The organism is Paraburkholderia sp. BL17N1, assembly GCF_003634175.1.
GTDB lineage: Bacteria > Pseudomonadota > Gammaproteobacteria > Burkholderiales > Burkholderiaceae > Paraburkholderia.
This window is the reverse complement of record NZ_RBIW01000001.1, coordinates 613,248-640,115: the sequence shown is the minus strand read 5'-3', so window position 1 is coordinate 640,115 and position 26,868 is coordinate 613,248. Positions and strand designations below refer to the sequence as shown.

Genomic DNA, 26,868 nt, shown 5'->3' with positions numbered 1-26,868 from the left:
CCAATTGGCGGTTTTTGCTCTACATACGAGCAATACGCTAGTGTGCGCCTGTTTTAGCACTTTATGTTGGGGTTTCTGTTTTCCGGGCGCTTGCCTGGCTTGGGTCGCAGCGAAACTTACATCAGACCCAGCAGCCTGGCCGGCGCACAAGTCACGCAAGAAATCTGGCCGGTTTTTTCCAGTGCGATGAAAGCAATTGCCAGCGCCACGAGAATAATCGACGCGACGGCGAATATCTGTTTCTTGCGCGAGCGTCGCGAAGCGGTTTCGGCAACGGCCGCGATCTCAGGCACGGCAGCCACGGTCTGCACCGCTACTGCGGGCTCCGCATGCAGCGCGTCGACATCCTTGACGAGTTCCGAGAGCACGCCCAGTTTTTTGCCCACAATCTTTCGCTTGAGATGGACGCGCTTGAGTTCGCTCTCGAGTTCGGTGAAATACGACTCCAGCGAATTCGATTCGGCTTTCAACCGTTCGAGCATCGACGATACGTCTTCGGCTGCTTCAGGTGTGGGGAGGGGAATGTTGTGATTCCAGCTTTCAGCGATCGGATTTCTGTAGTTCATCTGGTAGGTGTTGCTCACGTCTTACCTCGCCCGCTGAGATTACTGGCCTATCGACCGTTTAAAGGAATAGTGGATTGTAGGCAGCCCAAACTTGCTTAGCTATAAGACAAATCTCAAGGTATTGGTGCGATCCTGCGACATCGTGGCTCGTTTTCGATACCGATCTTGCGGTGCCTGTTTCGAACGGTCAAAAAAAGAACGTCAGCCGGCCCATGAGCCGGCTGACGTTTTCATGTCCGCCGAGTACCCGAATCCGGGTCTGTCAACCGCGCGTCTTACATAGCGGCGTAACCCACCGGCGTCGTCGCGTTGGCCTTGGCGACCGACGCATTGTTCGACACCACATACACCGGCGATTCGGTCAGGTTGAGCGTCAGCACACCATTGCTGTAGTTCGCATTGGTTGCGTTGCCCATCATGTCGACCACCTTCACGGTGCCGCTCGTGCCCGGCGCGTCGACGTTGAGGCTGTACGCGACGCTATAGGTCGAGCTGAAGCCCGCACTCGCGCTCCACACGTTATTGTTGTGCGCCCACAAGGCGGTGACGACCGCGCCGTTGCCCACTTGCTGGAACGCGTAGGCGTAGACGCCGGTCGGCGTGCCGTTCACCGGACCGAGTGTGGTGGTGCCGTCGAGCGTGTGCGTCATCGCGCTGATCGCCATGGCGACCGGCTTCGGACTGATATTGGTCGCGCCGTACGCGCCTTGCGCATCGCTCAGGTCGAAGAAGGTGCCGTAGCCGACTTCATCCGGATAGTCCGCGCCGTAGAACACGTAGGTCTGATCCGCGCCTTCGCCGAGCGTGATGATGTGCATGCGCGCCGCGACCGCCGCTTGTGCGTACAACACGTTCGCGGTCGGATAGTTCGGACCGTACGACGTGCCGAGGTCGTAGCTGATGCCCGCTTCCGTCGAGAACAGATGCATGCCGGTCCGATAGTCGGTGGCCATTTCCGCGCGCAGGTTGCGCATCTGGCCGCGCAATGAACCGTCGGCGGTGGACGGGTCGCTGTCGTAGCGCTCAGGCGGATGCGACGGCGACGTGCCCGCGTCGTAGTAACCATGCGTGGCGACCGCGTCGATGTATTGGCCGAAGCCGAGCGACGCGAGGCGCTTCAGGTGCGAAGTGGTCAGGCTCGGGAAGGCATCGGCCGGGCCCATCACCATCGCGTGCGGGTCGGTCGAATGAATGCCCTGGTAGGCCGCCTGGTACAACGCGACAAAGTTGGCGTCGGTGTCGGTCCACATCTGGTTCGGTTCCCACGTCACCTGATAGTAGTTCGCCGACTGGGTCGGGAAGTACGCGGCGCGAATCGCGTTCGATTCCGTGCCGACACGGCTCATATAGCTCTGGTAGTACGACATGTCGGTCGGCAGCGTCGTGTCGTCCTGGAAGGCGCCGGTGCTGCTCGCCCACGCGGGAATGCCGTCGAGGCGGATCAGGCGCATCACGTTGCCGCTCTTGTAGAACGAGTCGAGATTATTCGCCGACGGGTTGAACGTGTTCGGTCCGTTCGGTTCCGTGCTGGAGAGCTGGCGATCGTCGATGGTCGACGAAATGCCCAGCGCGGCGAGCAGCGGACCGTTGTCGTTCGCGCCCTGCATGCCGAAGCGATGCTGCTCCTGGCGCGCATACGTCACGGCCGGAACGACGCCGGACAGGTTCGGCGTGATGCCGAAGCTGGCGATGCCGACCGGACGCGTGCCGGCTTGCGGCAACTGTCCGCCGTTCCTGGCCAGCGTGCCCGTCGCCGCGAAATAGCCGGCGAGTGTCGAGCTGCAATCGAACGTGATGGTTTTCGCGCCGCTCGGCACGGCGGTGCTGCCGCTCGCGGCGACGCGGCCGAGCGTGTCGGTGACGGCCCAGTTCAGCGTATCCGCGCTCGGCGCGTTGGTGTTGAAGACGAGCTGGAAGGTGCCGCCGGACGCGAAAATGCGCGTGCCGTCGGCGCTCGGCGTATCGGCCGAGATCGTTGCGCTGCCCGAGCCGCCCGACGTGGTCGGCGAGGCGCAGCTCATCGCCGCGGTGGCGCCCGTGGCGCTCAATGCAGCGGTGCCGGTGCTGGCGTTGCCCGCGGCGGAGGTGCTGGCCGAACTGCTTGAACCGCTGGTGCCGCCGGACTGGGCTGCCGCAGTGCTGGCGGCGCCGTTACTGCCGCCGCCACCGCCGCCGCATCCGGCGAGTGCGAGAGAGAGTGTCGAGAGTAGGAGTAGTCGTGATTTCATCAATCTGTAAGCAATGCGTTAGCTGATCATGCGTCGACGTCCTCGCGCAAAGCGCGTTGGGGAGGTCGAGCGAACAGCGGGGTTCATTTGCAAGCCAGCCGATGACCGAGGCTTCGACACTGGCGTCCTGAGCGCGCAGCGTCGTGACTGCGCGGGGGTGATGCCTTCCCGGGATGCCGGCTCCGAAGCGCTTCTGTGCAAGAAGCGTTTGTCATACGAAACCGCACCGCTGACATGAGCGGGTTTTGGCGGAATCGGACGACCGGGGAAAGTACGACGAAAACGGCCAGCCTATTGAGGAGTAGCGCGATTCAGATCGCAGCACGTGAAGTCACCGCGCGAGCTGACGAACTTTTTACTGTCCGTAGGCTGAAACAGTCCAGTTTGGGAAGAATCGACCGCAACGATACGCATTAGTATGCTTAAAAGACGTAACGAGTCGTTACGTATGAACATTAATGCAGTACTAATTGCTTTGTTCGTACGAACATATCTGTCAGGCGAGACTAGTATTTGTCCGCCACATCGAATTAGGGTCGTAAAAATTTGAAACGGATGCCTAACTATCCAGCGAGATCAATCGACTGAGAAATGGGCGTTAGCGCTCATTGGTCAGCCGAAAAGCTCTTAGGGTTGGCGTAAAAGTGCTGGACCTTGGGTGTAAGGTTTCTTCGCGACATGGACTTCGCAGCGGAACTGTCGCTGTTTTACGAAAGCATTGATGCGCTCCGAAAAGCGGGGCGCGCCACCACGATGTTGGATGCCGGCGTTATTTTGCGTCTGCAATAACGGGGGCGGCATCCCTCCGCTGCGCAAAAAAGGCGGTTATCCAGAGAGATAGATCGTGAGGATTCTTCAACTGGTTCATGCACCGCGTTTGTCCGGGGCGGAAGTACTCGTAAAGGGATTGGCCATTCATCATCAGCGCGGTGGCCATGAGGTCTGCATGACATCGCTGCTCCCGGAGCAGGAGGATTTCGCCGCCATTCACGCAGAACTTCAGGCGGCCGGTGTCACGTGTCTGTTTCCCGAGGTTCGCTACGGCAGGGTGGGAAAGCTGCTGCACCTGTATCGCGTGGTGCGGCGGTTCCGGCCGGATTTCATCGTGGCTCACGCCACGCTTGCCGCGCTTTATGTGCGCCTTCTGCCGGTCCATACGCCGATCGCATGGGTCATGCATTCTGGCGTCAACGATTTCGAGAACGGTGCGCTCAAGCGCGCCGAACGCCTGCTCTCGCGACGCGCGAGAGCCGTCATCGGCGTGTCGCAGCAGAATATCGACGACTACCTTCGGGAGATTGGCCGCCATCCCTCCATGGTCGTGATTCCGAATGGTGTGGATGCGCAATTGTTCTCGGAAGACAACGACGTCGTCGCGCCAGATATCGGCGTGCACCCGAAGCAGATCGTCCAGCTCGGCCGCTATATCGAAGGCAAGAGCCAACTGGACACGATCCGCGCGTTCGAGCGCGTGTTGCAATCGGAGCCGGAGGCACGTCTGTTGTTGTGCGGCGTCGTCGAAGATCTCGACTATCACAGAGCGGTGCTGTCGCTGGTTCGTCAGCTCGGCCTGGAAAGCAGCGTGACGGTGGGCGGGCCGCGTTCCGACGTCGCCGCGATTCTGCGCGCCTCGCGCGTCTTCGCGATGCCGTCGCGTTTCGAAGCACAGAGCATTGGTTTTCTTGAGGCGCTTGCGTCGGGCATTCCAGTCGTGGCGAGCCGGATTCCCTCGTTCGGTTTTGCGAGCGCGTTTGCCGGCGTCAGTCTGGTCGACACGACCGATGCGGAAGCCTACGGCCGCGCTCTGTTGCACGCGCTCGACACGCCGCGCGCGAACCGGCAGCTGGCCGGCTACACGCTGCACGACACCGCGGATCGTTACATGACGATCGCGCGCAAGTTCGTCCACCCGCTCCGGGTTTCGGCCTGACGTCGATCGGGCCGGCCGGCTTGCGTAACGTTATTGCGCGAGCCGGTCGATTCGCACGGTCTCCGAGAAAAGCCCCGGCAGTTTGCCGAGTTCCTGCACTTCGCCCAGCGTCAGGCCGTTTCCGGATGGATAGCGCGTGATTGCCGGTGCGCCGCCGGTGAAATAGAAATCGCCGAGGGTCGCGTCGGTCCGTCGAAACAGCACGAGTGCCGCCCCCCGTTTGTCACGCACGAATTCCGGAAACACATCCGACCACGACATGCCGTGCAATGTCGCCGCCTGGGCCGGCGCGCTCGCCGCGCCGCTCAGGTCGAGCGTGGCTACATCGATCATGGCTTCTTCGCTCGATTCGTCCAGATGCGGCGTCAGCAGAATCAGCGTGTTGCTGTCGCGGCCATGCACGGCGCCCATTGTCACTTTCACGAAGCCGGGGGCAAAAGTCGCCGGCAACACGTTGCGCTCGCCGACACTCATGCGCGCGCCCTCGTTGACGATCGGCGTGAGCGCGAGGCGTCCGCCGGCGCCGTCCACCGCGACTAGCGAGGCGCGCGAGCCGGCCGTTTCGCGAGTCAGCAGATTAACGTTCTGCGGCAGATTTCTGGCCTGCGCCCAGAGCACCGGCGCCGATCCCGTTGAGATGCCCGATCCTTGCGCAGACGCCATCCACAGATCGAGCCCGCTGTCGGGCCGCTTCTGCGCGATCAGCACGCTGGCCCGTCCGGTGCCGGTAAAGTTCGCCGCCACATATTGCTGCGTCAGTTCGGGCCTGAACGCGTTGCTCGTCTGCAGCCAGAGGCGTGGAGGCTCGAACGATTCGCCGGTACTGCGAAGCAACCAGAACGCGGTCCCGCCCTGGCGCGCCGCGACGATCATCAGATCCGCCTTGCCGTCGCCGTCGAAATCACCGAGCAGGAAGCGCACGCTGTCGAAGCACAGTTTGTCGCCGGCGCAACTCGGCGCGCTCGCCCGGGGATCGAAGGGGACGGCGCTCGCGTACCACAGCGCGGGCGCCGAAGCCTTGGTGAGCGACGCGGCATACACGTTGAATCCTGGGCCGTCGTGTTGCCGCTGCACGTACACCACGGACTGTTCCCCCGAGCCGCCGATGTCGCCGACCATCGCCGCGGCGAGCCTCAGGTCGTTCGCCTGCGTGTGTTGCGTGGTGGCCCAGCGGTAGCGCGTGGTGAGCGCGGTGCAGCCGCGCATGGTGAGCTTGCCGTCGTTTTCGCCGAGACAATGCCGCATCGGCGTATAGACGAGGCCGAAGTCCCACGGCGTCCAGCTTTGCGCCACGTCCCATTGATCGCAAGTCTCCGCGACCAGGTAGCCGTCGCGCTCGGCGATACATTGCGAGGTCGCGACGCTCACGAGCGCGGCGTTGCGCGTATTGCCGGGATACACGGTCAGCGGATCCCATCGCCATTGCTGCGCGGACGAGTCCGTGCAGGCGGCGAGCGCCGGCGCGCGGCCTGGTCCCGCGGAAGTCAGGCAGCGGCTCGCCGCCGCGTTGAACAACTGGATCGGATGAGACACAAAATCCGGCACGCGGCGATCGGTGCGATCGTCAACCACATAGCGGCGCGAAATCCAGTTGCCGTCCCACTGAAACTCGCCGAATACGTGGGACGACTCGCTGCCGTCGATGGAAAAATAGCTGGCGACGATGTCACGCTTGCGCTGCACTTCGGCAGCGGGAAGATTACCGGGCCAGCCGCCGGTCGGATAGGTGACGTGATAGACGATCGGCACGCCTTTGCCGAGTGTCTGCGCGACGTGGCGAGTAATACGCGCCGAATAGATATGATCGGGATGCTCGATAAACGGCACGGTGTCCGGATTGAGCGTGTAGATCAGCGTCGCCGGCGCAAGCATCGCTTTTAAAGTAGCCGACAAGGAATCGCGATCGTATTTCACACGCACGGAGCCGTCCGCGTTCATCGGATACGTGGAGATCGTGGCGTGTTGTTCCCACAACAGGCCGAGCGGTACGCGGCCGCCGCGCACGGCGCCGCCGGGTAGGCGAAGTTCGAGCAGGCGCACTTGCGGCCTGGCCTTCAGCACCATCTGATGCACGAGCTTGCCGGCAATCGTAACGTTTGATTCGAGCCACTCGTCGGGCACGCCGGCCATGCGCGCATAAGCGAGGCGTGAGGCCCGCTCGCGGGTTTGAACGTAAGCGAAATCCGCACCGTTGGCACCGCCGATCAGATGCACCGTGGTGATGCACCAGCCCGCGTCGAGACGCTCGCTGATGGCGGGGTCGACGAAGAGCAGATCGTCGTCGAGGTGCGCGACTACCGTGACCAATGTGCCGGGGCCGCACTCGGCCGCGCGCGCCGCGCCCGGCAGGAAGGCGAAGAAGAGAACCGCGAGAAAAGCAAAGAATGAATCGCGAACGAGCGGGCTTGCCGATAATCGCATGGTGATTCGAGCTCTGACGGTGAGCTCGCATCATACTGCGGCGGCCATGACCGGCACGTTGCCGAACTCACAGTCCGTCGCAAATCGCGCCCTGGCGCGGGTTCAGCCTCGTGCGACGGCCTGCGGCTGCGTTAGAGGAAGTAGGCTTTGGTGTTGTCGTGGACGTCCGCGCGCGCGAGCAGTTCCGAAGGCGCAAGCCAGAGATATTCGCTGTGCTGCTCGGGCCGTCCGAGCGGCGCGGTGCCCGGGAGCGTGAGCGAATAGGCGAGCACGATGTAATGCGTCGACACGTCCGGCTCGCCCGCGAAATTGTCGCTGTAGTGATGCTCGAACACGCCTTCGAAGCGCGCCGTCGAGCGTGCCAGTTTCGCGACCCCCAGCTCGGCGTCGGCGATGCGGGCAAACGCGGCGTCGAGTGTTTCGTCTTTGTGGATGCGACCGCCGGGAACGAACCAGGTGCCACGGGCAGGGCGGTTGCGGCGGCGGCCTACCAGCACGCGCCCTTGCGTATCGCTGACGATCAGATCGAACGCAACCAGAGGCGTGAGGCGGACCACGTCCAGGAAATCGATCTCGGTCAACAGCATGTCATCTCCCGCGTTTCTCGCGCCGGTTGAACGCGTCATCAGCTAATAGTCGCGATGGTGATCATCGTGTCGCGTGAGCCGGCCCGACACGCTCGTCAGAAAAAGCGCGAGCACAATCGCGCCGATCGTCGCGAAGAGAAACGCGCCGATCAACGCGGCCAGTATCAGCGTCATCCATGCAAGGCCGTTCATGTCTCGGCTCCGGCGTGTTGGTAGGCATGCTAACGTGCATCCGCTTGCATACTATGTGCGCCAGTCGCCGCAGAGGCTGTCCCATCACGCCGAAGTATCGGCACATCGCGCCGCTAATGCGCCACGTAACCCTCGGGCGTGGTGACAGCGTCCTTGAAGACGTCGGCGTTGCTGGAGACGACATAGACCGGCGCGGGCGAGAGTTGCAGGTTAGCCACGCCGTCGCGGTACGGCAAGCTCGTCGCGTTGCCCATCATGTCGAACGCCGTCACTTCGCCGGCCGTGCCCGGCGCATCGACTCGCAGACGATAGTCCACGCTGCGACTCGCGTCGAAGCCGCTTTTGGCGTTCCACCTGTCGTTGTCGTGCGTCCATAGCGCGGTCACGATCTTGCCACCGCCAAGCCGGCGGAACCCGTAGGCGTAGACGCCTTTGGGCAGATCCTTGAGCGGGCCGAGCGTGTCGGTGCCGTCTATGATCCGCGTCATCGCCGCCACCGCCAGCGCCGCGGGTTTCGGGCTGATGCGGGCCGGACCGTAGGCGCCTTTCGGATGATCGAGCTCGAAGAAAATCCCGTAGCCGGGCGCGGCGTCCGGCATATCCGCCAGATAGAACACGTAGGTCATGTCGGCGCCTTCGCCTAGCAGGATCAGATGCGTGCGCGCCGTCACGGCAGCTTGTGCATACAGCACGTTCGCGCCCGGATAATTCTTGCCATACGACTGCCCGATGTCGTAGCTGATGCCCGTTTCGGTCACGAAGAGCGGCGCGCCGGGCTTCAGGTACAGGCGCATTTCGTGGCGCAGCGCGCGCATTGCGGAGGGCAGCGCGCCCGGCACGGTGCCCTGATTGCCGGTATCCGCGACGCGCTCGGGCGGGTGCGAGGGCGTGGTGCCGATATCGTAGTAACCGTGAATCGTCATGCCATCCATATAGCGGCCGATGCCTTGCGGGCCGAGCTTGCGCATCCACGTGACATTACCCTGCACTGACGAATAGGTCGGACCCATGACCACCGCATGCGGATCCGTCTGATGGATGCCCTCCCAGACGGCCTTGTACATGGCGATGAAATTCGCATCCGTGTCACGCCACGGCAGACCGCCGTCCGCGTCCGGTTCCCACGTCACCTGATAGTAGTTATCGCGCTGTTTGGGAAAGTAAGTCGTGCGCACGCGATTCGACTCGGCGCCGACCTTGGCCATGTAGTCCTTCATCTGCGCGAGCGATTTCGGCGCATAGCTGTGCGTCTCCGTCTTCGTTGGACTCGCCCACTGCGGAATGCCGTCGAGCTGGATCAGCCGGAGCAGGTCGCCGCGCCGGAAGAACGGCGTGAGCTGTTTGCTGGCGGGCTCGAACGTGCCCGCTTGTTTCGGCTCCTCCATATACCAGTTGCGATTGTCGTTGACCCATGTGAGGCCGAGCGCGGTATAGACCGGCCGGTAGCCGTCGCCGTCGCAGCAGTGTTGCCCCGGCGCAAGATAAGCCGCGCCCTGACCGCCGAAGCGGTGCAGATCTTCATACGGAAAACGCACGACGGGTAACGCAGCGGACGCATCGGGCAGCACGCCGAACGTCGCGATACCCGCGGGGCGCGTGCCGCGCGATTCGAGCTGACCATGAGCACGTTCCAGCGACGCGGACACCGCGAAGTAGCCCGCCACGCTCGACGCGCAGCTCAACGTGGACAGCGTCGCACCCGCCGCGACGGGAAAGCGTCCGCTGGCGCGCACGGCATTCCACGTGTCGCGTATCTGCCAGTTGAGCGTGTCGCCTTGCGTCGGGCGCGTGGCGAAAACCAGCGCAAACGGTTTGTTCACCGCGAACAGACGCGTGCCGTCGCTGGGCGTATCGGCTTCGAGCAGATCGCCGTTCGCGGCAGCAGGTACTTGCGATGAAGGCGACGAGCAACGCAGCCCTTGTCCGGGTGGCGCCTTCAGGTCTATTGGCGTGGCAGATTGCATTGCGGCGCTCGGCGCTGCGTCCTGCTTCGCGACAGGCGCGGGTGCATTGCTCGCCGCCGCCGGCGCCATCGCGCAACGTTTCTCCACTCCGGGCGCAGGATCGCCGAATACGCCGTTATTGCACTCCGCACTGGTTGAGAACGTTTTGACTACGTGTTGCTCCGGCGTGCCATACAGTACGTCGCGCGTACCGTTGAAACGGCACGTGCCGTACTCCGCCGCGCACGGCGTCCACTTCCTGCCGTCCGCGGTGAATGGGCCATTGCTCACACCATTCGCCTGCGGCGCAGCATCGGCGGCTGCGCATCGGCCGGCCGCGAAGCCAAGCAGAATGGCGGCCACTGCCGGGATAGCGAGGGCCATTCCCTGCCGTACTCCGCCACCGATAAAGGCGCCGTTGCGGTTTCGCGGCGCGTGCTGTTCGCGTACATTCGACATGTGCTCCCCGTGTCGTTCGCTGTCCTTCCAGGCGCCACAGACGCGTCGCCCAATTACTAGTTCACCAGGTCAGAGCCGCCTCGTGTGACGCCTTCGTGCAATGTGTTGCGGAAACCGCATAGTGTATTTCCGCACTCCGTTGGCGGAAATAGTCCGGTCCCGTCTCGACACATTCCGCCATTGGCCCGTCTATTGCCGTGCGACCTAAAGGTATCTTATTTGTGTGTTTCAGGTTTGAAACATTAATCGTCACGTTTATATGCGTGCGATCCAATAACAACCAAGTAAATAATTTTGTCGAACTCTCAAGTGTTTATATTGGTTGTTCGTTTTACTTATTGCCATCCCCGCGCATATATCGTCAGAAGAAACCAGAGTGGGCACGGGCTGCGGCAGACGTCGGGATTGCAAAGCCGGTTGCACTCATTCTGACGCCCTGATGGGAAAAAGTCACTTCAAATCCACTTCGCGATGGATAGATCAAATTGTAACTGCGCCGTTTTCGAGTAGTCGTAGTGTGTGCGGTGGCGTACGAAATGGCGTTTTTATTTGCATTAACATTCGCAGAATGCAAATTCATTCCTATGCGGAATCGGCAATTAATTCGTTGAAAAAGACGGCGGTTGCGGGGTTGTTCCGAAAATCCCTGGTTGGTCACCCTGTCCATACGCCAACATGTCTGCGCTTTCGGTCATGGCGGCTAAGTGCTTGAAGGGCGGTGACTATGATGCGCTGCACAGAGGATGGCCTCTCTGCGGCCTTCCAAGGTGAAAAGTAGATCCGTTTTCTGGTGAGAGGATGACTATGACCTGCGCGAGTCTCGAGTCCGCAATGCTGCGCTGGGTGCACGCTCCGAGCAAGGGTATGCGTCGCATCGCGATACTGATGTTCAACGACTGCTCGCTGCAGGGAGCAGGGGTTGTCGCCGAGGTGTTCCAGGCAGCCAACGAAATGGCTTCGTCCGGCTCGGGCGGTTGGTTATACGACGTTTCGTTCCTGTCGGCCGACGGCGGCATGGTGACTTCGTCGTCCGCGCTGCGGGTCTGGACTGACGGACTCGACGCGCGGCATTACGGCGGTTTCGACGCGTTGTATGTTGCGGGTGGCAAAGGCGCATTGGCTGCCGCCAACGACGAACGCCTGATTGCGTGGCTGCGCCGTGTGCGCCGCAATACCGGCATGATCCGGCCGATCGCGGAAGGTCGCGCGTTGCTCGAGGCGGCGTTCGTGCCCGACAACCACGAGCTTGGCGATGCGCATGCGCAGTCGGCGCCGACGCCGACGCGCCAGCCTGAGCAGACGGCCGATGCGGGCGATCGTCTCGAATCGATGCGAAGCGCGCTCGCCATGATCAAGCGCGATCTCGGCGGCGCCACCGCGCGTACCGTCGCCGAGCGCCTGCTGGCGGACTCATGCTCGAATCTCGCGCCGCTGCTCGGCGAAGACGGCGGCCTGAGTCCTGGCGACAAGGTGCGCGCGGCAGCTCGCTGGCTGCAAGAGAATTGCCAGCAGGCGATTTCGATTGCCGACGCGGCGCAGTTCGCCGCGATGAGCGAGCGCAACTTTCTGCGCCGCTTCAAGATGGAAATGGGCATTACGCCCTCGAGTTTTCTGTTGCACGAGCGCCTTGCGGTGACCTGCAGCCTGTTGACCGAATCGGAATTGCCGGTCGACAAGATAGCCCGCCGCACCGGCATGGGCAACGGCGATCGACTTGCGAAAGTGTTTCGTAAGCGGATGAGAATTTCGCCGACCGAATTTCGAATTCAAAGTCGCCGACTAGTCGGCGAATAGCGACGGGGCCAGCCGGCGGGCCGTGTGGCAACACGGCATCCGGTCCGTACTTCCATCGACTTTGGGAATTATAAGGAATGCGAATATGTTGACTCAGGGAGCTGTAGGCGCCGCGTCGGCCGGCACGCATGCTGCGGGTGCCGCGACGGCGGGCGCGGGTTCCACGCGCATTGTTCCAGTCATTCTGGCGGGCGGCTCCGGCACGCGCCTGTGGCCGGTATCGCGGGAAAACTATCCGAAGCAACTGATCGACGTCGTCGGTTCCGACTCGCTGCTGCAAGCTACCGCGCGGCGCATGGACGGCTTTCCGGCCGGCTGGAGCGTGGATGCCTCGCCGATCATCGTATGCGGCGAAGAACATCGCTTCGTGATCGCAGAACAACTTCATGAAAATGGCGTCGACGCTCGTCTTATTGTCGAGCCGGCTCGTCGCGATACGGCGCCCGCATTGACGCTGGCGGCGTCGCTGGCGTGCTCGGGCGGCCGCGACGCGATTCTCGTCGTCATGCCGGCGGATCATTCGATATCCGACGTGCCCGCCTTGCAGGCCGCGCTGGAACTCGCAGCGCGCTACGCCGAGCAGGGTTCGATCGCGACACTGGGCGTGCCGCCCACGCGCCCCGACACCGGCTTTGGTTATATCCGCGTCGGCGCCGAACTGGCGGGCGGCGGCCATGCGATCGACGGTTTCGTTGAAAAGCCCGCGGAAGAACTCGCGGCGAAGTACGTGGCGGCGGGCATGTACTGGTGGAACAGCGGCATCTTCATCGTCCGCGCCAGCGTGTGGCTGGACACGTTGAAGCGTCTGCAACCGGACATGCACTCGGCCTGCGAACGCGCATTCACGGGCGGCCGCATGGACGGTGCGTATTTCCGGCCGCTGATCGATGCATTTCTCAGTGCGCCCGCCAACTCGATCGACTACGCGGTGATGGAGCGCCTCACCGAGACTGTCGGCCCCGAAACGCCAGACAGCGCGCCGGCGACGCCGGCAGGCGTCGTGATCGGACTGAATGCCGGCTGGTCCGACCTGGGTTCCTGGGACGCCGTGTGGGCCGCGATGGAGAAGGACGTCAACGGTAACGCAGGACGCGGCCGGGTGACCTTCGAAGGAGCGGTCTCGAGCTATGCGCATTCGGAAGGCCGGCTGGTTGCCTGTGTCGGCACCACCAATGTCGTGGTGGTCGAAACCGCGGACGCGGTGCTGGTGGTCGACCGCTCGCACGTGCAGGACGTGAAGGGGCTGGTGTCGCGCATCAAGGCGCAGCACGCGCCGGAGGCCGATGCGCACCGCAAGGTGCGCCGTCCTTGGGGTTTCTACGATTCGATTGACCATGGCGAGCGTTTCCAGGTCAAGCGCATCGTGGTGACGCCGGGCGCGCAACTGTCGTTGCAATTGCATCACCACCGCGCGGAACACTGGGTCGTCGTGCGCGGCACGGCGCTCGTCACACGCGGCGAAGAGCAGTTTCTGTTGAGCGAAAACGAATCGACCTATATCCCGCTCGGCATCAAGCACCGGCTCGAAAACCCGGGCAAGGTGCCGCTCGAAATCATTGAAATCCAGTCAGGCGCTTATCTCGGCGAAGACGACATTGTGAGGTTCAACGACAACTACGGCCGCTGCTCCTAAACAGCACGCCGGATTCAACTGCGGACAAGAACGGCAAGAACGAGGTGACCAGAATGCGCAAGTTTCAGGATTTGCTCGCGCGAGTTTTCGATGTTGCATTGGTATTGGTGGGTGCGGCGGTGGCGTCGCAGATCCGCTTTGACTACCTCGCTCAATCCGGATTCTATTGGGCCCTCGTGATGTTTTCCGCCGCGTTCGCGTTGGCTATCTTTCCGGCATTCGGCGTGTACGAATCATGGCGCGGCCGCTCCAAGCTGGTGCTGGCCGGCCAGGTGTCGCTCGCGTGGCTGATGGTGCAGGTCAGCGCGCTGGTGCTGATGTATTCGCTGCATCGTATCGACTTCGTGTCACGGCTGTGGTTCTCATACTGGACGGCGGTGACCGGCGGCCTGCTGATCGCATACCGCCTGATGACGCACGCCGTATTGGCGAGGGCACGCAGCGCGGGACTGAATCTGCATCAGGTCGCGATTGTGGGCAGCGGCTCGCAGTGCGACGCGATCATTCGCCGGATCAACGCCGCGCCGACTACCGGTTTTCGCGCCACGGCCGTGTACAACGCGCGTCCGGATGTGTCGCCGGTCGCGAGCGCCGGAGTCCCGGTGTTCGACACGGTCGACGCGCTGGCCGGCTACATGCGGACCAACGACGTCCACGAACTGTGGCTGATGCTGTCGCTTTCCGAAGAGCCGCTGATCTGTTCGCTGGTCAGCGAATTCCGCGACGACCTGGTGAACATCCGTTTCATGCCGGACGTGCGCAGCCTCGCGCTATTCGAGGGCAGCGGCGTGATCGATCTGCTCGGCGTGCCGGCGATCAATCTGGTGGCTTCGCCGCTGTCCGCGAACTCAATGCTGAAGAAGGAAATCTTCGACCGCCTGTTCGCCTTGACCGCCTTGATCGCGCTCGCGCCGGTCATGCTCGTCATCGCGATCGCGGTGAAGCTGTCCTCGCGCGGTCCGGTTCTGTTCAAACAGAAACGCAAAGGCGCCGACGGTCACGTGTTCACGATCTATAAGTTCCGTTCTATGCGGTTGCACACGGAGCAAAAAGGCACCGTCAGGCAAGCTACGCGTAACGATCCGCGAGTCACGAGAGTGGGCGCCTTCCTGCGCCGCACGAGCCTCGACGAATTGCCTCAATTCTTTAACGTGTTGCGTGGCGACATGTCGGTCGTAGGACCGCGTCCCCATGCACTCGAGCACGACGACCTCTATCAGAAAGTGGTCGCGGGCTATATCAATCGCTACCGCATAAAACCGGGGATCACGGGGTGGGCACAGATCAACGGTTTTCGTGGCGAAACCGACCGCATCGAGAAGATGGAACGTCGCGTCGAACATGACCTGTATTACCTGGGCCATTGGTCGTTCGCGCTCGACATGCGGATTATCGGCGCGACGATAGTCGCCGGACTGGTGCATCGAAACGCTTATTAGTTGTTAACAAAACGCTGCGCGCTTCGTCCCTTGAGGAAAAACGCCGTGGCACAAGGAGGAACATCATGAGCTCGCTTGGTCTACGCACGGGAAGTCTCCTGGTTTTCGCTACGGCAACACTGCTTTCTGGATGCGGTATCGCGCCCGGCCAGCGGATGATCACACCGGCCACCATTCAGGACACCGGTGGTGATTACAGTACTGAGCCGTCGCAGCAACAGCAGATTCCGATTACCGATATCAATCTCGCGCTGCTGCGCAAGATGAACCAGGCGCAAATGGCGTCGACGCTGCCGCCGGCAACGACCGCACTGTTCGGCAAGCCGACCGCTTACAAGGTCGGCCCCGGCGACGTGCTGCAGATCGTCGTGTGGGATCACCCGGAACTCGCGGCCGCGCTCGGCCAGCCGCAGCAGAACGCGAAAACGTCGGACGCCGCAGCCGGCTTCCTGATCGACGAAAACGGCGACGTGCAGTTCCCATATGCCGGTACGGTGCATGTGGCCGGCAAGGACGCCACCACGATCCAGAAGGAGCTCTACAAGCGTCTGAGCAAGGTGTACCAGAAGCCGGAAGTGACGGTGCGGGTGGCCTCGTTCCGCGCGCAGCAGGTTTATGTCGACGGCGAAGTGCGCACGCCTGGCGCGCTGTCGGTCACTGACATTCCGATGTCGCTGACGAACGCGATCGGCCAGGCCGGCGGCCTCAGCGCCAATGCGGATCGCAGCCGCGTGGTGTTGCTCCGCAACGGCGTGCCGTATCAGCTGAACGTGGACGACCTGATCAAGCGCGGCAAAAATCCCTCGGACATCTACCTGCAACCGGGTGACGTGCTGCGGGTGGCATCGCGTGAAGACAGCGGTGTCTACGTGATGGGCGAAGTCAACAAGCCGGCGACCATCCTGCCGATGCGCAACGGTTCGTTGACGCTTTCGCAGGCAATCTCCGACAGCGGCAGCTTCGACTCGAACACGGCTGCGGCGCGGCAACTGTTCGTGATTCGCAACTCGACGAGCGAAACGCCTGAGGTGTACCACCTCGACGCGACCTCGCCGGTGTCGATGGTGCTAGCGAATCAGTTCGAACTGCAGCCGAAAGACGTGGTGTATGTCGGTCAAGGCGGGCTGGTCCGCTTCAACCGTGTGTTGAACCTGCTGCTGCCGGCGATCAATGCGGCTGTAACGGGCGCCGTTCTCGCGAAATAGTAACCGCACAGTGTGAACTTGAACCTCCGGACCTTGTTGGGTGAAGAAAATGGCAATCAACTTTGAAAACCGTTACACCGACGTGTCCGGTCCGGACGAGCTTCACCTGTCGGACTATCTGCGCACGATCGTGCGAGGTTGGCGCACGATCGTCGTGGTGATGCTGATCGCGCTCGCGCTGGGATGCGCGTACGCTTTCCTCGCGCCGCCCACGTATCGCGCGGATGTTCTGTTTCACGTAGAGGACAAGACGGCGAATGCCAATGCGAACGGCAAGGATTCCTTGCCGCCGCTCACCGGCATGTTCGACACCAAGCCTTCGACGGCGGCGGAGATCGAGTTGCTGAAGTCGCGGCTCGTCACGGAAGAGACCGTCAAGAAACTGCACCTCGATATCACGGCTGCGCCGCGCTATTTTCCGGTTATCGGCGGAATGATCGCGGGGTTGGTGAACGGGCAATGGGGCTTCAAGTTGCCGCAGTTCATCAACCTGTCCGGCTATGCATGGGGTGACGAGAGCATTTCGGTGTCGCAGTTCGACACGTCGAAGGAAATGTACGACACGACCTTCACGCTGATTTCCGGCAATGACGGGTCGTACGTGCTGCGGGACAAGAACGGTATTGCGATTCTGTCGGGGAAAGTCGGCGAAACCGTGGAAACGGATACGGCCGACGGCCCGATCACGCTGCGCGTCGATAAGCTGGTCGGCCCTGCCGGCTCGCGTTTCGAATTGCAGCGCGCCTCGACGTTAAGCACCGTGGACCGTTTACAAAAGGCTTTGCTGGTGCAGGAGACCACGCTGCAATCCGGTGTGATCCGCGCGAGTCTGGAAGGCGGCGACGCCGGCTTGACGGCGGCGATCGTCAACAGCATGGCGCGCGAGTTCGTGCGTCAGGATGTGGAGAGCCGTTCGACCGAAGCCGAGCATATGCTGGCCTTCCTCGATCAGCAACTGCCGGGCTTGCGCAAGGAGCTCGACGACGCCGAGCAACGCTACAACAAGTTCCGCAACACGCATGGCACGGTCGACCTGGGCGAAGAAAGCCGCCTGCTGCTGCAACAGATCGTCGATAACAAAACCAAGCTGATGGATCTGCAGCAGCAACGCGCGGAGATGTCGCAACGCTTCACGGCGAATCACCCGGCGGTGGCCGCGCTCGACGCGCAGATCGCCGCATTGCAAGGCGCGGCGGCCAACATGAACCGCAGCGTGGCGGTGATGCCGGATACGGAGCAGACCGCCTTGCGTCTGCTGCGCGACGTGCACGTCGATACGGAGTTGTACACCAATCTGCTGAACAGCGCGCAGCAACTGCGCGTGGCGAAGGCGGGACAGGTGGGCAACGTGCGCGTGGTCGATTTCGCCGAAGCGCCTGATGAACCCGTGCGGCCGAAACGCGTGATCGCGATCCTGATCGCGCTCGGCGGCGGCCTCGTGCTCGGCATTCTGCTGACCTTCTTCAAGCGCGCGATGTACGGCGGCGTGGAACGTCCGGACGAACTCGAAGGCATGCTCGGCGTGCCGGTGTTCGCCGTGGTGCCGCGCAGCCAGACCCAGTTGAAGCTGCAGGAAAACGTCATGCTGCGCCGTCGCGGACTGCATGTGCTGGCGCAGCAGGCGCCTGAAGACATCGCCGTGGAAGGCGTGCGCAATTTGCGCACCTCGCTGCAGCTCTCGCTCGATCACGCCGAGAACAACGTGGTGATGATCACCGGCTCGCGGCCCGATTCCGGCAAGTCGTTCCTCTCGGTGAATCTGGCGGCGCTGGTGGCGTCGGCGAACAAGCGCGTGCTGATTATCGACGGCGATATGCGGCGCGGCGACGTGCACTCGCATTTCGGTGTCGCGCATCAGCCGGGTCTGTCCGACGTGCTGAGCGGCGGCGACCTGAGTTCGATGATTCAGCGCGATGTGCTGCCGGGTCTCGACGTGCTTGCCAAGGGCACGCTGCCCTCGCATCCGGCCGAACTGCTGATGAGCAAGCGCTTCGAAACGATGCTCGAAGAACTGAAGTCGCACTACGACCTCGTGATTGTCGACACGCCGCCGGTTCTCGCGGTGACCGACTCGACGGTGATCGGCAAGTATGCGGGCACGACGCTGCTGGTGGTGCGCCACGGCCGCCATCCGCTCAACGAAGTCATGGAGACGGCCAAGCGGCTGCGCAATGGCGGCGTGGGGCTCAGAGGCGTTCTGTTGACCGATGTGCCGCAGGAAGGTGCGTTCCTCGGCTCGGGCTATCAGGGCGGCTACTACGGCTACGACAGCATCGCCGGTTGAGGCAGCGGCCGACGGCCGGCCGCCCGGCAAAGCCGCGCAGCCAGGCTTCCGGCAGTCGGATTGCAAAGCTTAACGAGGAGAACGCTCCATGAAACGTAAGGTCGCGCTGATCACCGGCATCACTGGACAGGACGGGTCGTATCTGGCGGAACTGCTGCTCGCCAAGGATTACGACGTACACGGCATCAAACGCAGGTCATCCCTGTTCAACACAGACCGGATCGATCATCTTTACCGCGATCCCCACGATCCGGATCAGCGCCTCTTTCTGCACCACGCGGATCTGACCGACTCGACCAGCATTTTGCGCGTGATCCAGCGCGTCGAGCCGGACGAGATTTATAACCTCGCCGCGCAGAGCCACGTTGCGGTGTCGTTTGAGGAGCCGGAATACACCGCCAACGCGGACGGCCTCGGCGCCTTGCGGATTCTCGAAGCGATCCGCATTCTCGGCTTGCAGGAGAAAACGCGCTTCTACCAGGCCTCGACCTCCGAGCTATACGGTCTCGTGCAGCAGGTGCCGCAGTCGGAGACGACGCCGTTCTATCCGCGCAGCCCATATGCCGTCGCCAAGCTGTTCGCGTACTGGACCACCGTCAACTATCGCGAAGCGTACGGTCTCTACGCGTGCAACGGGATTCTGTTCAATCACGAATCGCCCGTGCGCGGCGAGACGTTCGTGACGCGCAAGATCACGCGCGCCGTCGCGCGCATCGCGGTGGGCATGCAGAAGACCCTGTATCTCGGCAATCTGTCGGCGCTGCGCGACTGGGGCCATGCGCGTGATTACGTAGAGATGCAATGGCGCATGCTCCAACAGGAGCAGCCGGAGGATTACGTCATCGCCACCGGCGTGCAATACAGCGTGCGTCAGTTCGTGCAGCACGCCGCCGCTGAACTGGGCGTCACCGTGCGTTTCGAAGGCACCGGCGTGGACGAAATCGGCATCGTCGAAAAGGTGGAAGGGCGCGAGATCAGGATGTCGCCGGGCGACGTGATCGTGCGGGTCGATCCGCGCTACTTCCGGCCCGCCGAGGTCGAGACGCTGCTCGGCGATCCGTCGAAGGCGCATGCGAAGCTCGGCTGGCAGCCGACTACCTCGTTCGCCTCGCTCGTCAAGGAAATGGTGCGCTCTGACTATCAGATCGCGCGACGTGACGCGCTTGTCACGCTGGCCGGATTCACGGCGCTGGAACATCACGAGTAACGGCGATGAACAAACAAGCACGCATCTTCGTCGCCGGCCACCGTGGCATGGTCGGCTCCGCGCTGGTCAGGCGTCTTGTCGCCGAGGGGTATCAGAACGTGATTGCCCGCTCGCGCAAGGAGCTCGATCTCACGGATCAGGCGGCCGTGAACCGCTTCTTCGAAAGCGAAAAGATCGACGTGGTGCTGCTCGCGGCCGCGCGCGTGGGCGGCATTCTCGCGAACGCGACGCAGCCGGGTGAGTTCATCTATGAAAACCTGGTGATCGAAACCAACGTGATCCACGCCGCGTATCGCGCCAAGGTCGAGCGGCTGGTGTTCTTCGGTTCGTCGTGCATCTACCCGAAGCAATGTCCGCAGCCGATCCGCGAGGAGCATCTGCTGACCTCGCCGCTGGAGCCGACCAACGACGCCTATGCGATCGCGAAGATCGCCGGCGTGAAGCTGTGCGAAGCGTACAACCGCGAGTACAACACGCAGTACGTCGCATTGATGCCGACCAACCTGTACGGCCCGAACGACAACTACGATCTGAAGAGCAGCCACGTGTTGCCGGCGCTGCTGCGCAAGGCGCACGAAGCGAAGCTGAACGGCGACGCCACCTTGACGGTGTGGGGATCGGGCACGCCGCTGCGCGAGTTCCTGCATGTCGACGACCTTGCCGCGGCCACGCTGTTCGTGCTCGAGCACAACGTGACGGAAGGCCTCTTCAACGTCGGCGTGGGTGAGGACCTGTCGATTCGCGAGCTGGCCGAATGCATCTGCAAGGTGGTCGGCTTCGAAGGCGAACTCGTGTTCGATGCTTCGAAACCCGACGGCACGCCGCGCAAGCTGCTCGACGTTTCACGCCTGACGCAAATGGGCTGGCAGGCCACGATCGGTCTCGCCGACGGCATTGCCTCCACCTATCGTGACTTCGTCGAATCACACGCTGGTTCGACGCCCGCCGCCGCCATCGAAGCGTAGGCGCGTGGATGGCCGCCACGACGCGGCTTTGGATTGACGGACCAAAGGGGACGCTGTGCCTGCGCAGAATGCGCAATGCACGCAGGACGATATTTCTAGGAGTGGCATAAAAATGACAGCGTCAGTCACGATCTTCCACAACGTCGTGTGGTCGCGCCACAAGGGTGTCGTGTTTTCCGCCTTGCATAACATTTCGGCTTCCGGAGCGATTCGCTATTCGATGGTGCAGATCGCCGATACCGAGCACGACCGCGTCGGCTTTTCCGACGTCGATTATTCGTTTCACCGCTATCCGATGCAAAAGCTGTTCGACGGCTGCTACGAAGACGTGCCGACCCTGAAGCTGATCGCGCGGCTCACATGGGAAGTGCTGCGCACCAAGTCGGATCTGATCGTGCTGCCGGGCTACCACCGCCCGGAATACTGGGCGATGCTCGCGGCGTGCATCGTGACCGGCAAACGGCGTGCGGTGTTCTGCGATTCGACCGCGCGCGACCGGCCCAAAAAGTTGCTGACGTCGATTCCGAAGCGCGTGTTTTTCGCGCTGTGCGACGGCTATTTCGGCTTCGGCGAGCGCAGCCGCGAGTATCTGTTGTCGCTCGGCGCAAAGCGCGACAAGATTTTCGTGCCTTGTCAGGCTGCGGCAATGCCCGGTTCGTTTTCGCCGGAACGTGCGCTGGTCGAGCGGGTCGCCGCTCGCGCGGGTAATCCGCCGGTGTTTCTGTTCGTGGGGCGTTTGTCCGAAGAGAAGGGCATCGGCACGCTGATCGACGCGTTCGCCGGATTGCGGCGGCGGATTCCGGCGGCGAAGCTGCGCATTGTCGGCACCGGTCCGATGTGCGACGCGCTGCATGCGAAGGTGGCCGAGCTCGAACTCGGCGACGCGGTGACGTTCGTCGGCAGTCTGCAGGACGAGCCGCTGACGCGGGAGTATTACGGCGCCACCTGCATGGTGCTGCCGAGTTACAGCGAACCTTGGGGACTCGTGGTCAACGAGGCGCTCGCGCATGGCTGCCCCGCCGTGGTCAGCGAAAGTTGCGGCTGCGTGCCGGAACTGGTGATCGACGGGGTGAGCGGCTATGCATTTACAGCGGGCGACGTCGCCGGCCTGCAGCGCACCATGCTCAAGGCCATGGAGGCGTTCGCCGACGCGGGCGGCACCGCGCGCCGCTGCATGGATGTGATTCGCCGTTTCGATCCGCCTTCCGCGGCTGCCAACATCGCCCGCGGCTGCGCTTTGATGTTGAGCGACTGAGCCGCTCCGCACAACCAGGTCGCGCACAACGCCCTTACTCGCTCCGGCAGTCACGATGAAGATACTGATCTACGGCATCAACTATGCGCCTGAGCTGACGGGAGTGGGCAAGTACACGGCGGAAATGGCCGTGCTGCTGGCGAGCCGCGGACATGACGTGCGCGTGGTGTGCGCGCCGCCGTACTACCCGGAGTGGCGTGTCGGCGAGGGCTACGCGTCGTGGCGCTATCAGCACGAAACGCGCGACGGCGTGGCGATCTGGCGCGCGCCGCTGTGGGTGCCCGCGCGTCCGAGCGGCCTGAAGCGCATGCTGCATCTGGCGAGCTTCGCGGCGACCTCGCTGCCGCTTCTTGTGCGGCACGTTCTGTGGCGTCCGCACGCTGTCATGCTGATCGCACCGACCTTGATGTGCGCGCCGGGCGGGTTGATGCTCGCACGCATCACGCGCGCGCGCGCCTGGTTGCATATTCAGGACTATGAGGTCGATGCGGCATTCGATCTGGGCTTGCTGAAAAGCTCATTTGCGGCCCGCATGGCACGCCGGGTGGAAAGCGCTTTGCTGCGGCGCTTCGACGCCGTGTCCTCGATCACGCGGCAGATGAGCGAGCGCGCGACGACCAAGGGCGTCGACGCATCAAAGGTTGTCTGTCTGCCCAATTGGGTCGACGTGTCGACGATTTTTCCGCTCACGCGGCCGAGCGAATTCCGGCGCCTGCTGGGGATTCCTGACGACCAGAAAGTGGTTCTGTACTCCGGCAACATGGGCGCGAAGCAGGGCATCGAAACGCTCGCCGATGCGGCGGTCGCGCTCGCCGCGCGCACGGATCTCACCTTCGTGTTCTGCGGCAGCGGCGCGGCGAAAGAGGGGCTGCGCGAACGCTGCTCGGGACTGACGAATTGCGTGTTCCTGCCGCTGCAACCGTTGGACCGTCTGAACGAACTGCTCAACCTCGCCGATATTCACGTGCTGCCGCAACGCGGCGACGCGGCCGACCTTGTCATGCCGTCCAAGCTCACCGGCATGTTCGCGAGCGGACGCGCGACCGTGGCGATGGCGCGTCGCGGCACGGCGCTCTACGAAGCCGTCGCGCCGAGCGGCGTGGTCGTGCCACCGGACAACCTGAAGGCGCTGACGGCGGCGATCACGGCGCTGGCGAACGACACGGAACGACGTGCGGCACTCGGCAAAGCGGCGCGTGCTTATGCGGAGCGCACGCTCTCGCCGGAGTCGACGATTCGCACCTTCGAGGAACGGCTCGCGATGCTGTTGCGTGAGGCAGGAGGCAAACGCGGGAAAGGCGGCACGCCGTCTTTCGGCGCGCGGCCTTCAGGTGCTGCGGCGAGGCGCCGGCGAAAACCGGCTACCGCGGAGGAAGCCGCGCCGGATTGATCCGGCCCGCGGCGGTGTCATGAAGGCGATATTACCAGGGAGAACGGTAGACGCCCTGCTTGCTGGCGTAGGGGTCGGTGTAGGTGGTTCTCGTGGCGCCTTGGGGCGTCAGACCGGCGGCCGCGTTCGGACGTCCTGGCTGGCCGGCTACACGCACCTGGCCGTCGGCCGCAAGCGGCGCTTTGCCCTTGCCTTTGCCGACCGCTGGCTGTGCCGCCTGGTCGCCGCCCAACACCGTCATGCGTTGCGTGTCGAGCAGCGCCGCGCGTTGGGCGTCGTTCGTATCGCCTTGCGCGCCGTCGGTGCTGTAGGGGTTCGGGGAGCCGAGCAGCGCCTGCTCGCTACTGCGATGCGCGGCGCGCCGGTTGGCCGGAAGCTGTGCATTGAGACCGTAGCCGTTGGCCGCCGTCGCGGCGGGCGGGAGGGCGGGCGCCGCGTTATTGGGCGCGGCGTTCTGCGCGAAGGCCGGCACCGCGCACGATGCGATCGCGAGAAGCGTCCAGGTAGCAGTGTGTCGAAGCGAGGTGATCATCTGATTCCCCAAGGAAATGCTGTCGGGATAAAGCTATCGTGCGCCAACCACTACGCGCGTAGCCGCCAAAACGCTTGCCTGCACAGCCACCGCGTGAAGCCGGGGCAGACACCGCAACATAATGTAAGAGATTTGCCTGGCATGCCTGCCTATGTTTACCACTGTTCGTGGTTCGGAGAAAGCTGATGGGTAACGTAGCCGACGATCCTCACGTCGGGCGCATGCCGCCGGCCGAGGGCGCGCGCGGGAACGGCCGCGTGATCGATCTGTCGCAGGCCGGAAAAGGAAACTATCAGGCTAAGCGCGGTGCGCTGGTCGAGCTTGTCTGGTTCGCGCTGGAAGCCTGTGTGATCAACAACAAACTACTGCCGTTCTCCGCTGTGCGCGTGGCGTTGCTGCGTCTGTTCGGCGCGAAGATCGGTACAGGTTGCCGATTCGTGCATCCGCTGCGCGTGAAGGCGCCGTGGAATCTCGAAGTGGGCGACAACTGCTGGTTCGGTGTCGATGTGTGGATCTACAACCAGACGCTGATCCGCATCGGCTCGAACGTGTGCATTTCTCAGGGCACGTTCCTCACCGCGGGATCGCACGATATGAGCACCACGATGGATCTGCATGTCGCGCCGATCATCATCGAGGACGGCGTGTGGATCACTTCGAAGTGCGTGGTGCAGATGGGCGTGACGATCGGCCGTTCGGCGGTCGTGACACCTTTGTCGGTCGTGCATCGTTCGCTGGAAGCGGAGGGCGTGTACGGCGGCAATCCTTGCCGTTTTATCAGGAAACGGTTCGACTCCGTGACCTGAACCACAGACATAAAGCCACAGCGTTTGTACGCTGAGGACGCCGAGGTCGTTTTGCCGGAATGCCGGCCGTTGCAATGGGATTGACGCACTGCGTGATGAACGGCATTCGCGGCGGCGCCCTTGCAAGTTCCGGCCGCGACGACTGCGTGGTCTGGTTGCCGGCTCCGCCTGGCGAACCGCACCGCGCCCAGGAAATGCGTGAAGCAGATGGGAGTAGCGGATGTTCATCGATACACGTACTGTTGAACAGAACACCGTCGTCGAGACGACGGTCTGCATCATCGGCGGAGGCGTCGCGGGCATCACGCTCGCGCTGGAAATGTCGAGGGCGGGTATCGACGCCTGCATGCTCGAAAGCGGTGGTTTTGGACCTGACGACGCAACTCGCGACCTCTATCGCGGCGAGAACATCGGGCTTCCCTATACGTTCGCGGACGGCTCGCGTAGCCGCTATTTCGGCGGTAGCAGCAACTGCTGGGGCGGCTGGTGCCGCCCGCTCGATCCCTGGGACTTCGAAAAGCGTGACTGGATTCCGCACAGCGGCTGGCCGTTCGGCCTCGATGAACTGGCGCCTTACTATGCACGCACGCATGAACTGCTGAAGCTCGGCCCGCAGAATTTCGACCCCGCTTACTGGGAGCGCGAGATCGGGCGTCAGGACGTGCGCCGTCTGCCGCTCGCCACCGGCGACATGCGCGATACCGTTGCGCAGTTCAGCCCGCCGGTTCGCTTCGGCAAGGTGTATCGCGAAGAACTGTCGCATTCGACGAGGGTGCGCGTGTTCCTTCATGCGAACGTGCTCAGTATCGACGCCGATGCGCAAGGCACGACGATTTCCAGGCTGAAGGTGGGCACCATCAGCGGCCGCGCGATAACGGTGACCGCGAAAATTTTCGTGCTGGCCACGGGCGGCATTGAAAACGCGCGCCTGCTGCTGGCATCGAACAACGTGCAGGCCGCCGGGCTCGGCAATGCCAACGATCTGGTCGGCCGCTATTTCATGGATCACCCGCGCATGATGTCGGGCAAGGTGCGCTTCCGTCCTGGCATCGCGCGCAACAAGCTGTACGACATCAAGTACCACTACCAGAACGTGGCTGTCTCGGCGCACGGCACGAAGATATCGTCCCAGTTCGCGCCGAAGCAGGAGTGGATGGAACGCGAAAAGCTGCTCAATTCACGCGTGTGGCTCTACTCGAAATGGTACGGCGAGGGCAGCGCGGGTTCCGAGGCATTGATCCGTTTCAAGGAAGCGCTGATGGGCAAGGACCAGCCGGGCCGCAGCGTGAAACGCGACATCGAGACCATGATCGCGCACCCGCTGCATACCGTCGGCTTTGGTTTGACGCGGCTGTTGCAATGGCCCGCGTTGATCACCGACGTCACGCTGCAGGCTATCGTCGAGGCGGTGCCCAATCCGGATAGCCGCGTGACCTTGTCGGCCGACAAGCGCGACCACTTCGGCATGCCGCGCGTGCGGGTGGAGTGGCGCCTCGGCGACCAGGTGCAGCGCACTTTCGACAAGACCTTCCAGTTGCTCGCGAAGGAGTTGCAGATGGCGAACGTCGCGGACGTCACGCTCGATGAACCGCTCGAAGGCCGCACGTGGCCGGCGAAGCTCGAAGGCACGTGGCACCACATGGGCACCACGCGCATGCACGATTCGCCTCGCGAGGGCGTGGTCGATCGCGACTGCAAGGTGCACGGCATCAGCAATCTGTACATTGGCGGCAGCTCGGTGTTTCCGACCGTCGGCGCCAATTTCCCGACCATCACGATTGCCGCGCTGTCGTTGCGTCTCGCCGGCCATCTGATGCGGCAACTCAATGTGCCGGACGCCGTCGGCAGTACGCGAGTTGATGCGGCGAACAGCCCCACCATGTCACTTCACACACCGTCTCAGGTCGATACGTTGCCGATCGCGGCCTCGACCTTGACACCCTTGATGAAAGAGCAGTGAACGTGTGATCAGGACAAGCGAAGATGGCGCGCACAAGGCGCGCCATCTTCGCTTTTGGGTTGCCGGCTCGAG

20 protein-coding genes are annotated in these 26,868 nt (G+C 62.8%); 13 read left to right on the top strand and 7 right to left on the bottom strand.

Annotation, left to right across the window (positions count from 1 at the left end; translation table 11 throughout):
• Nucleotides 1-116: 116 nt before the first annotated feature.
• Together B0G82_RS02750 and B0G82_RS02745 are read right to left on the bottom strand one after the other, a co-directional pair.
• Nucleotides 117-584 carry a hypothetical protein gene (locus tag B0G82_RS02750; protein WP_121306586.1) on the bottom strand — a complete coding sequence of 156 codons (468 nt, stop codon included), beginning with the start codon at nucleotides 582-584 and terminating at the stop codon, nucleotides 117-119.
• A gap of 257 nt (nucleotides 585-841) precedes the next feature.
• Nucleotides 842-2,383: a hypothetical protein gene (locus B0G82_RS02745; protein WP_241974463.1), complete on the bottom strand. Its 1,542-nt coding sequence runs from the start codon at nucleotides 2,381-2,383 to the stop codon at nucleotides 842-844.
• On the opposite strand from B0G82_RS02745, the gene B0G82_RS40355 reads away from it, so the two are divergent.
• Entirely contained in the window at nucleotides 2,358-2,804 is a 447-nt protein-coding gene (locus B0G82_RS40355; protein ID WP_241974461.1) for a hypothetical protein, read from the top strand. The two genes, B0G82_RS02745 and B0G82_RS40355, sit on opposite strands and share 26 nt — an antisense overlap.
• An 834-nt stretch (nucleotides 2,805-3,638) precedes the next feature.
• Nucleotides 3,639-4,724: a glycosyltransferase family 4 protein gene (locus tag B0G82_RS02740; RefSeq protein WP_121306584.1), complete on the top strand. Its 1,086-nt coding sequence runs from the start codon at nucleotides 3,639-3,641 to the stop codon at nucleotides 4,722-4,724.
• Between the two features lie 30 nt (nucleotides 4,725-4,754).
• Here B0G82_RS02740 and B0G82_RS02735 read toward each other — a convergent pair whose 3' ends face one another.
• The 4 genes from B0G82_RS02735 to B0G82_RS02725 form a co-directional block, all read right to left on the bottom strand.
• Nucleotides 4,755-7,145 (bottom strand): PIG-L family deacetylase, encoded by a 2,391-nt coding sequence (locus B0G82_RS02735; protein WP_121306583.1) that lies wholly within the window; start codon nucleotides 7,143-7,145, stop codon nucleotides 4,755-4,757.
• A 131-nt stretch (nucleotides 7,146-7,276) separates the two neighbouring features.
• Complete coding sequence (locus tag B0G82_RS02730; protein ID WP_121308593.1) at nucleotides 7,277-7,729, bottom strand: GDP-mannose mannosyl hydrolase; 453 nt, start codon at nucleotides 7,727-7,729, stop codon at nucleotides 7,277-7,279.
• 45 nt (nucleotides 7,730-7,774) lie between these two features.
• A complete protein-coding gene (locus B0G82_RS39960; RefSeq protein ID WP_166679073.1) occupies nucleotides 7,775-7,924 on the bottom strand; it encodes a hypothetical protein in 150 nt (49 codons plus the stop codon).
• A gap of 113 nt (nucleotides 7,925-8,037) precedes the next feature.
• Nucleotides 8,038-10,326, bottom strand: coding sequence for a hypothetical protein (locus B0G82_RS02725; RefSeq protein ID WP_121306582.1), 2,289 nt, complete (start codon nucleotides 10,324-10,326; stop codon nucleotides 8,038-8,040).
• A gap of 804 nt (nucleotides 10,327-11,130) precedes the next feature.
• On the opposite strand from B0G82_RS02725, the gene B0G82_RS02720 reads away from it, so the two are divergent.
• From B0G82_RS02720 to B0G82_RS02680, 9 genes are all read left to right on the top strand, one after another.
• Nucleotides 11,131-12,120: a helix-turn-helix domain-containing protein gene (locus tag B0G82_RS02720; protein WP_116142770.1), complete on the top strand. Its 990-nt coding sequence runs from the start codon at nucleotides 11,131-11,133 to the stop codon at nucleotides 12,118-12,120.
• Between the two features lie 85 nt (nucleotides 12,121-12,205).
• Nucleotides 12,206-13,753, top strand: a complete 1,548-nt coding sequence (locus B0G82_RS02715; RefSeq protein WP_121306581.1) for a mannose-1-phosphate guanylyltransferase/mannose-6-phosphate isomerase — start codon at nucleotides 12,206-12,208, stop codon at nucleotides 13,751-13,753.
• Between the two features lie 53 nt (nucleotides 13,754-13,806).
• Complete coding sequence (locus B0G82_RS02710; RefSeq protein ID WP_121306580.1) at nucleotides 13,807-15,192, top strand: undecaprenyl-phosphate glucose phosphotransferase; 1,386 nt, start codon at nucleotides 13,807-13,809, stop codon at nucleotides 15,190-15,192.
• Nucleotides 15,193-15,257: 65 nt separating this feature from the next.
• The gene (locus tag B0G82_RS02705) at nucleotides 15,258-16,397 is read left to right on the top strand and encodes a polysaccharide biosynthesis/export family protein (RefSeq protein ID WP_121306579.1); all 1,140 of its coding nucleotides are present in this window, start codon (nucleotides 15,258-15,260) and stop codon (nucleotides 16,395-16,397) included.
• A gap of 49 nt (nucleotides 16,398-16,446) precedes the next feature.
• On the top strand, nucleotides 16,447-18,681 hold the full coding sequence (locus B0G82_RS02700) for a polysaccharide biosynthesis tyrosine autokinase (protein WP_121306578.1): 2,235 nt from the start codon (nucleotides 16,447-16,449) through the stop codon (nucleotides 18,679-18,681).
• Nucleotides 18,682-18,769: 88 nt separating this feature from the next.
• Nucleotides 18,770-19,888, top strand: a complete 1,119-nt coding sequence (gmd, locus tag B0G82_RS02695) for a GDP-mannose 4,6-dehydratase (protein ID WP_106284425.1) — start codon at nucleotides 18,770-18,772, stop codon at nucleotides 19,886-19,888.
• Between the two features lie 5 nt (nucleotides 19,889-19,893).
• Nucleotides 19,894-20,853 carry a GDP-L-fucose synthase gene (locus B0G82_RS02690; RefSeq protein WP_121306577.1) on the top strand — a complete coding sequence of 320 codons (960 nt, stop codon included), beginning with the start codon at nucleotides 19,894-19,896 and terminating at the stop codon, nucleotides 20,851-20,853.
• A gap of 112 nt (nucleotides 20,854-20,965) precedes the next feature.
• Entirely contained in the window at nucleotides 20,966-22,108 is a 1,143-nt protein-coding gene (locus B0G82_RS02685) for a glycosyltransferase family 4 protein (protein WP_116142764.1), read from the top strand.
• A 55-nt stretch (nucleotides 22,109-22,163) separates the two neighbouring features.
• The gene (locus tag B0G82_RS02680) at nucleotides 22,164-23,498 is read left to right on the top strand and encodes a glycosyltransferase WbuB (RefSeq protein ID WP_121306576.1); all 1,335 of its coding nucleotides are present in this window, start codon (nucleotides 22,164-22,166) and stop codon (nucleotides 23,496-23,498) included.
• Nucleotides 23,499-23,529: 31 nt separating this feature from the next.
• Here B0G82_RS02680 and B0G82_RS02675 read toward each other — a convergent pair whose 3' ends face one another.
• A complete protein-coding gene (locus B0G82_RS02675; protein WP_116142762.1) occupies nucleotides 23,530-24,030 on the bottom strand; it encodes a hypothetical protein in 501 nt (166 codons plus the stop codon).
• A 185-nt stretch (nucleotides 24,031-24,215) separates the two neighbouring features.
• On the opposite strand from B0G82_RS02675, the gene B0G82_RS02670 reads away from it, so the two are divergent.
• A complete protein-coding gene (locus tag B0G82_RS02670; RefSeq protein ID WP_116142761.1) occupies nucleotides 24,216-24,836 on the top strand; it encodes a DapH/DapD/GlmU-related protein in 621 nt (206 codons plus the stop codon).
• Nucleotides 24,837-25,056: 220 nt separating this feature from the next.
• Nucleotides 25,057-26,796, top strand: a complete 1,740-nt coding sequence (locus B0G82_RS02665) for a GMC family oxidoreductase (RefSeq protein ID WP_121306575.1) — start codon at nucleotides 25,057-25,059, stop codon at nucleotides 26,794-26,796.
• The last annotated feature ends 72 nt before the right edge of the window (nucleotides 26,797-26,868 follow it).

Coding starts and splice junctions, on each gene's coding strand:
- B0G82_RS02735 (WP_121306583.1), bottom strand. CDS start 7,145: ATGCGATTATCGGCAAGCCCGCTCGTTCGCGATTCATTCTTTGCTTTT.
- B0G82_RS39960 (WP_166679073.1), bottom strand. CDS start 7,924: ATGAACGGCCTTGCATGGATGACGCTGATACTGGCCGCGTTGATCGGC.
- B0G82_RS02725 (WP_121306582.1), bottom strand. CDS start 10,326: ATGTCGAATGTACGCGAACAGCACGCGCCGCGAAACCGCAACGGCGCC.
- B0G82_RS02720 (WP_116142770.1), top strand. CDS start 11,131: ATGACCTGCGCGAGTCTCGAGTCCGCAATGCTGCGCTGGGTGCACGCT.
- B0G82_RS02715 (WP_121306581.1), top strand. CDS start 12,206: ATGTTGACTCAGGGAGCTGTAGGCGCCGCGTCGGCCGGCACGCATGCT.
- B0G82_RS02710 (WP_121306580.1), top strand. CDS start 13,807: ATGCGCAAGTTTCAGGATTTGCTCGCGCGAGTTTTCGATGTTGCATTG.
- B0G82_RS02705 (WP_121306579.1), top strand. CDS start 15,258: ATGAGCTCGCTTGGTCTACGCACGGGAAGTCTCCTGGTTTTCGCTACG.
- B0G82_RS02700 (WP_121306578.1), top strand. CDS start 16,447: ATGGCAATCAACTTTGAAAACCGTTACACCGACGTGTCCGGTCCGGAC.
- gmd (WP_106284425.1), top strand. CDS start 18,770: ATGAAACGTAAGGTCGCGCTGATCACCGGCATCACTGGACAGGACGGG.
- B0G82_RS02690 (WP_121306577.1), top strand. CDS start 19,894: ATGAACAAACAAGCACGCATCTTCGTCGCCGGCCACCGTGGCATGGTC.
- B0G82_RS02685 (WP_116142764.1), top strand. CDS start 20,966: ATGACAGCGTCAGTCACGATCTTCCACAACGTCGTGTGGTCGCGCCAC.
- B0G82_RS02680 (WP_121306576.1), top strand. CDS start 22,164: ATGAAGATACTGATCTACGGCATCAACTATGCGCCTGAGCTGACGGGA.
- B0G82_RS02675 (WP_116142762.1), bottom strand. CDS start 24,030: ATGATCACCTCGCTTCGACACACTGCTACCTGGACGCTTCTCGCGATC.
- B0G82_RS02670 (WP_116142761.1), top strand. CDS start 24,216: ATGGGTAACGTAGCCGACGATCCTCACGTCGGGCGCATGCCGCCGGCC.
- B0G82_RS02665 (WP_121306575.1), top strand. CDS start 25,057: ATGTTCATCGATACACGTACTGTTGAACAGAACACCGTCGTCGAGACG.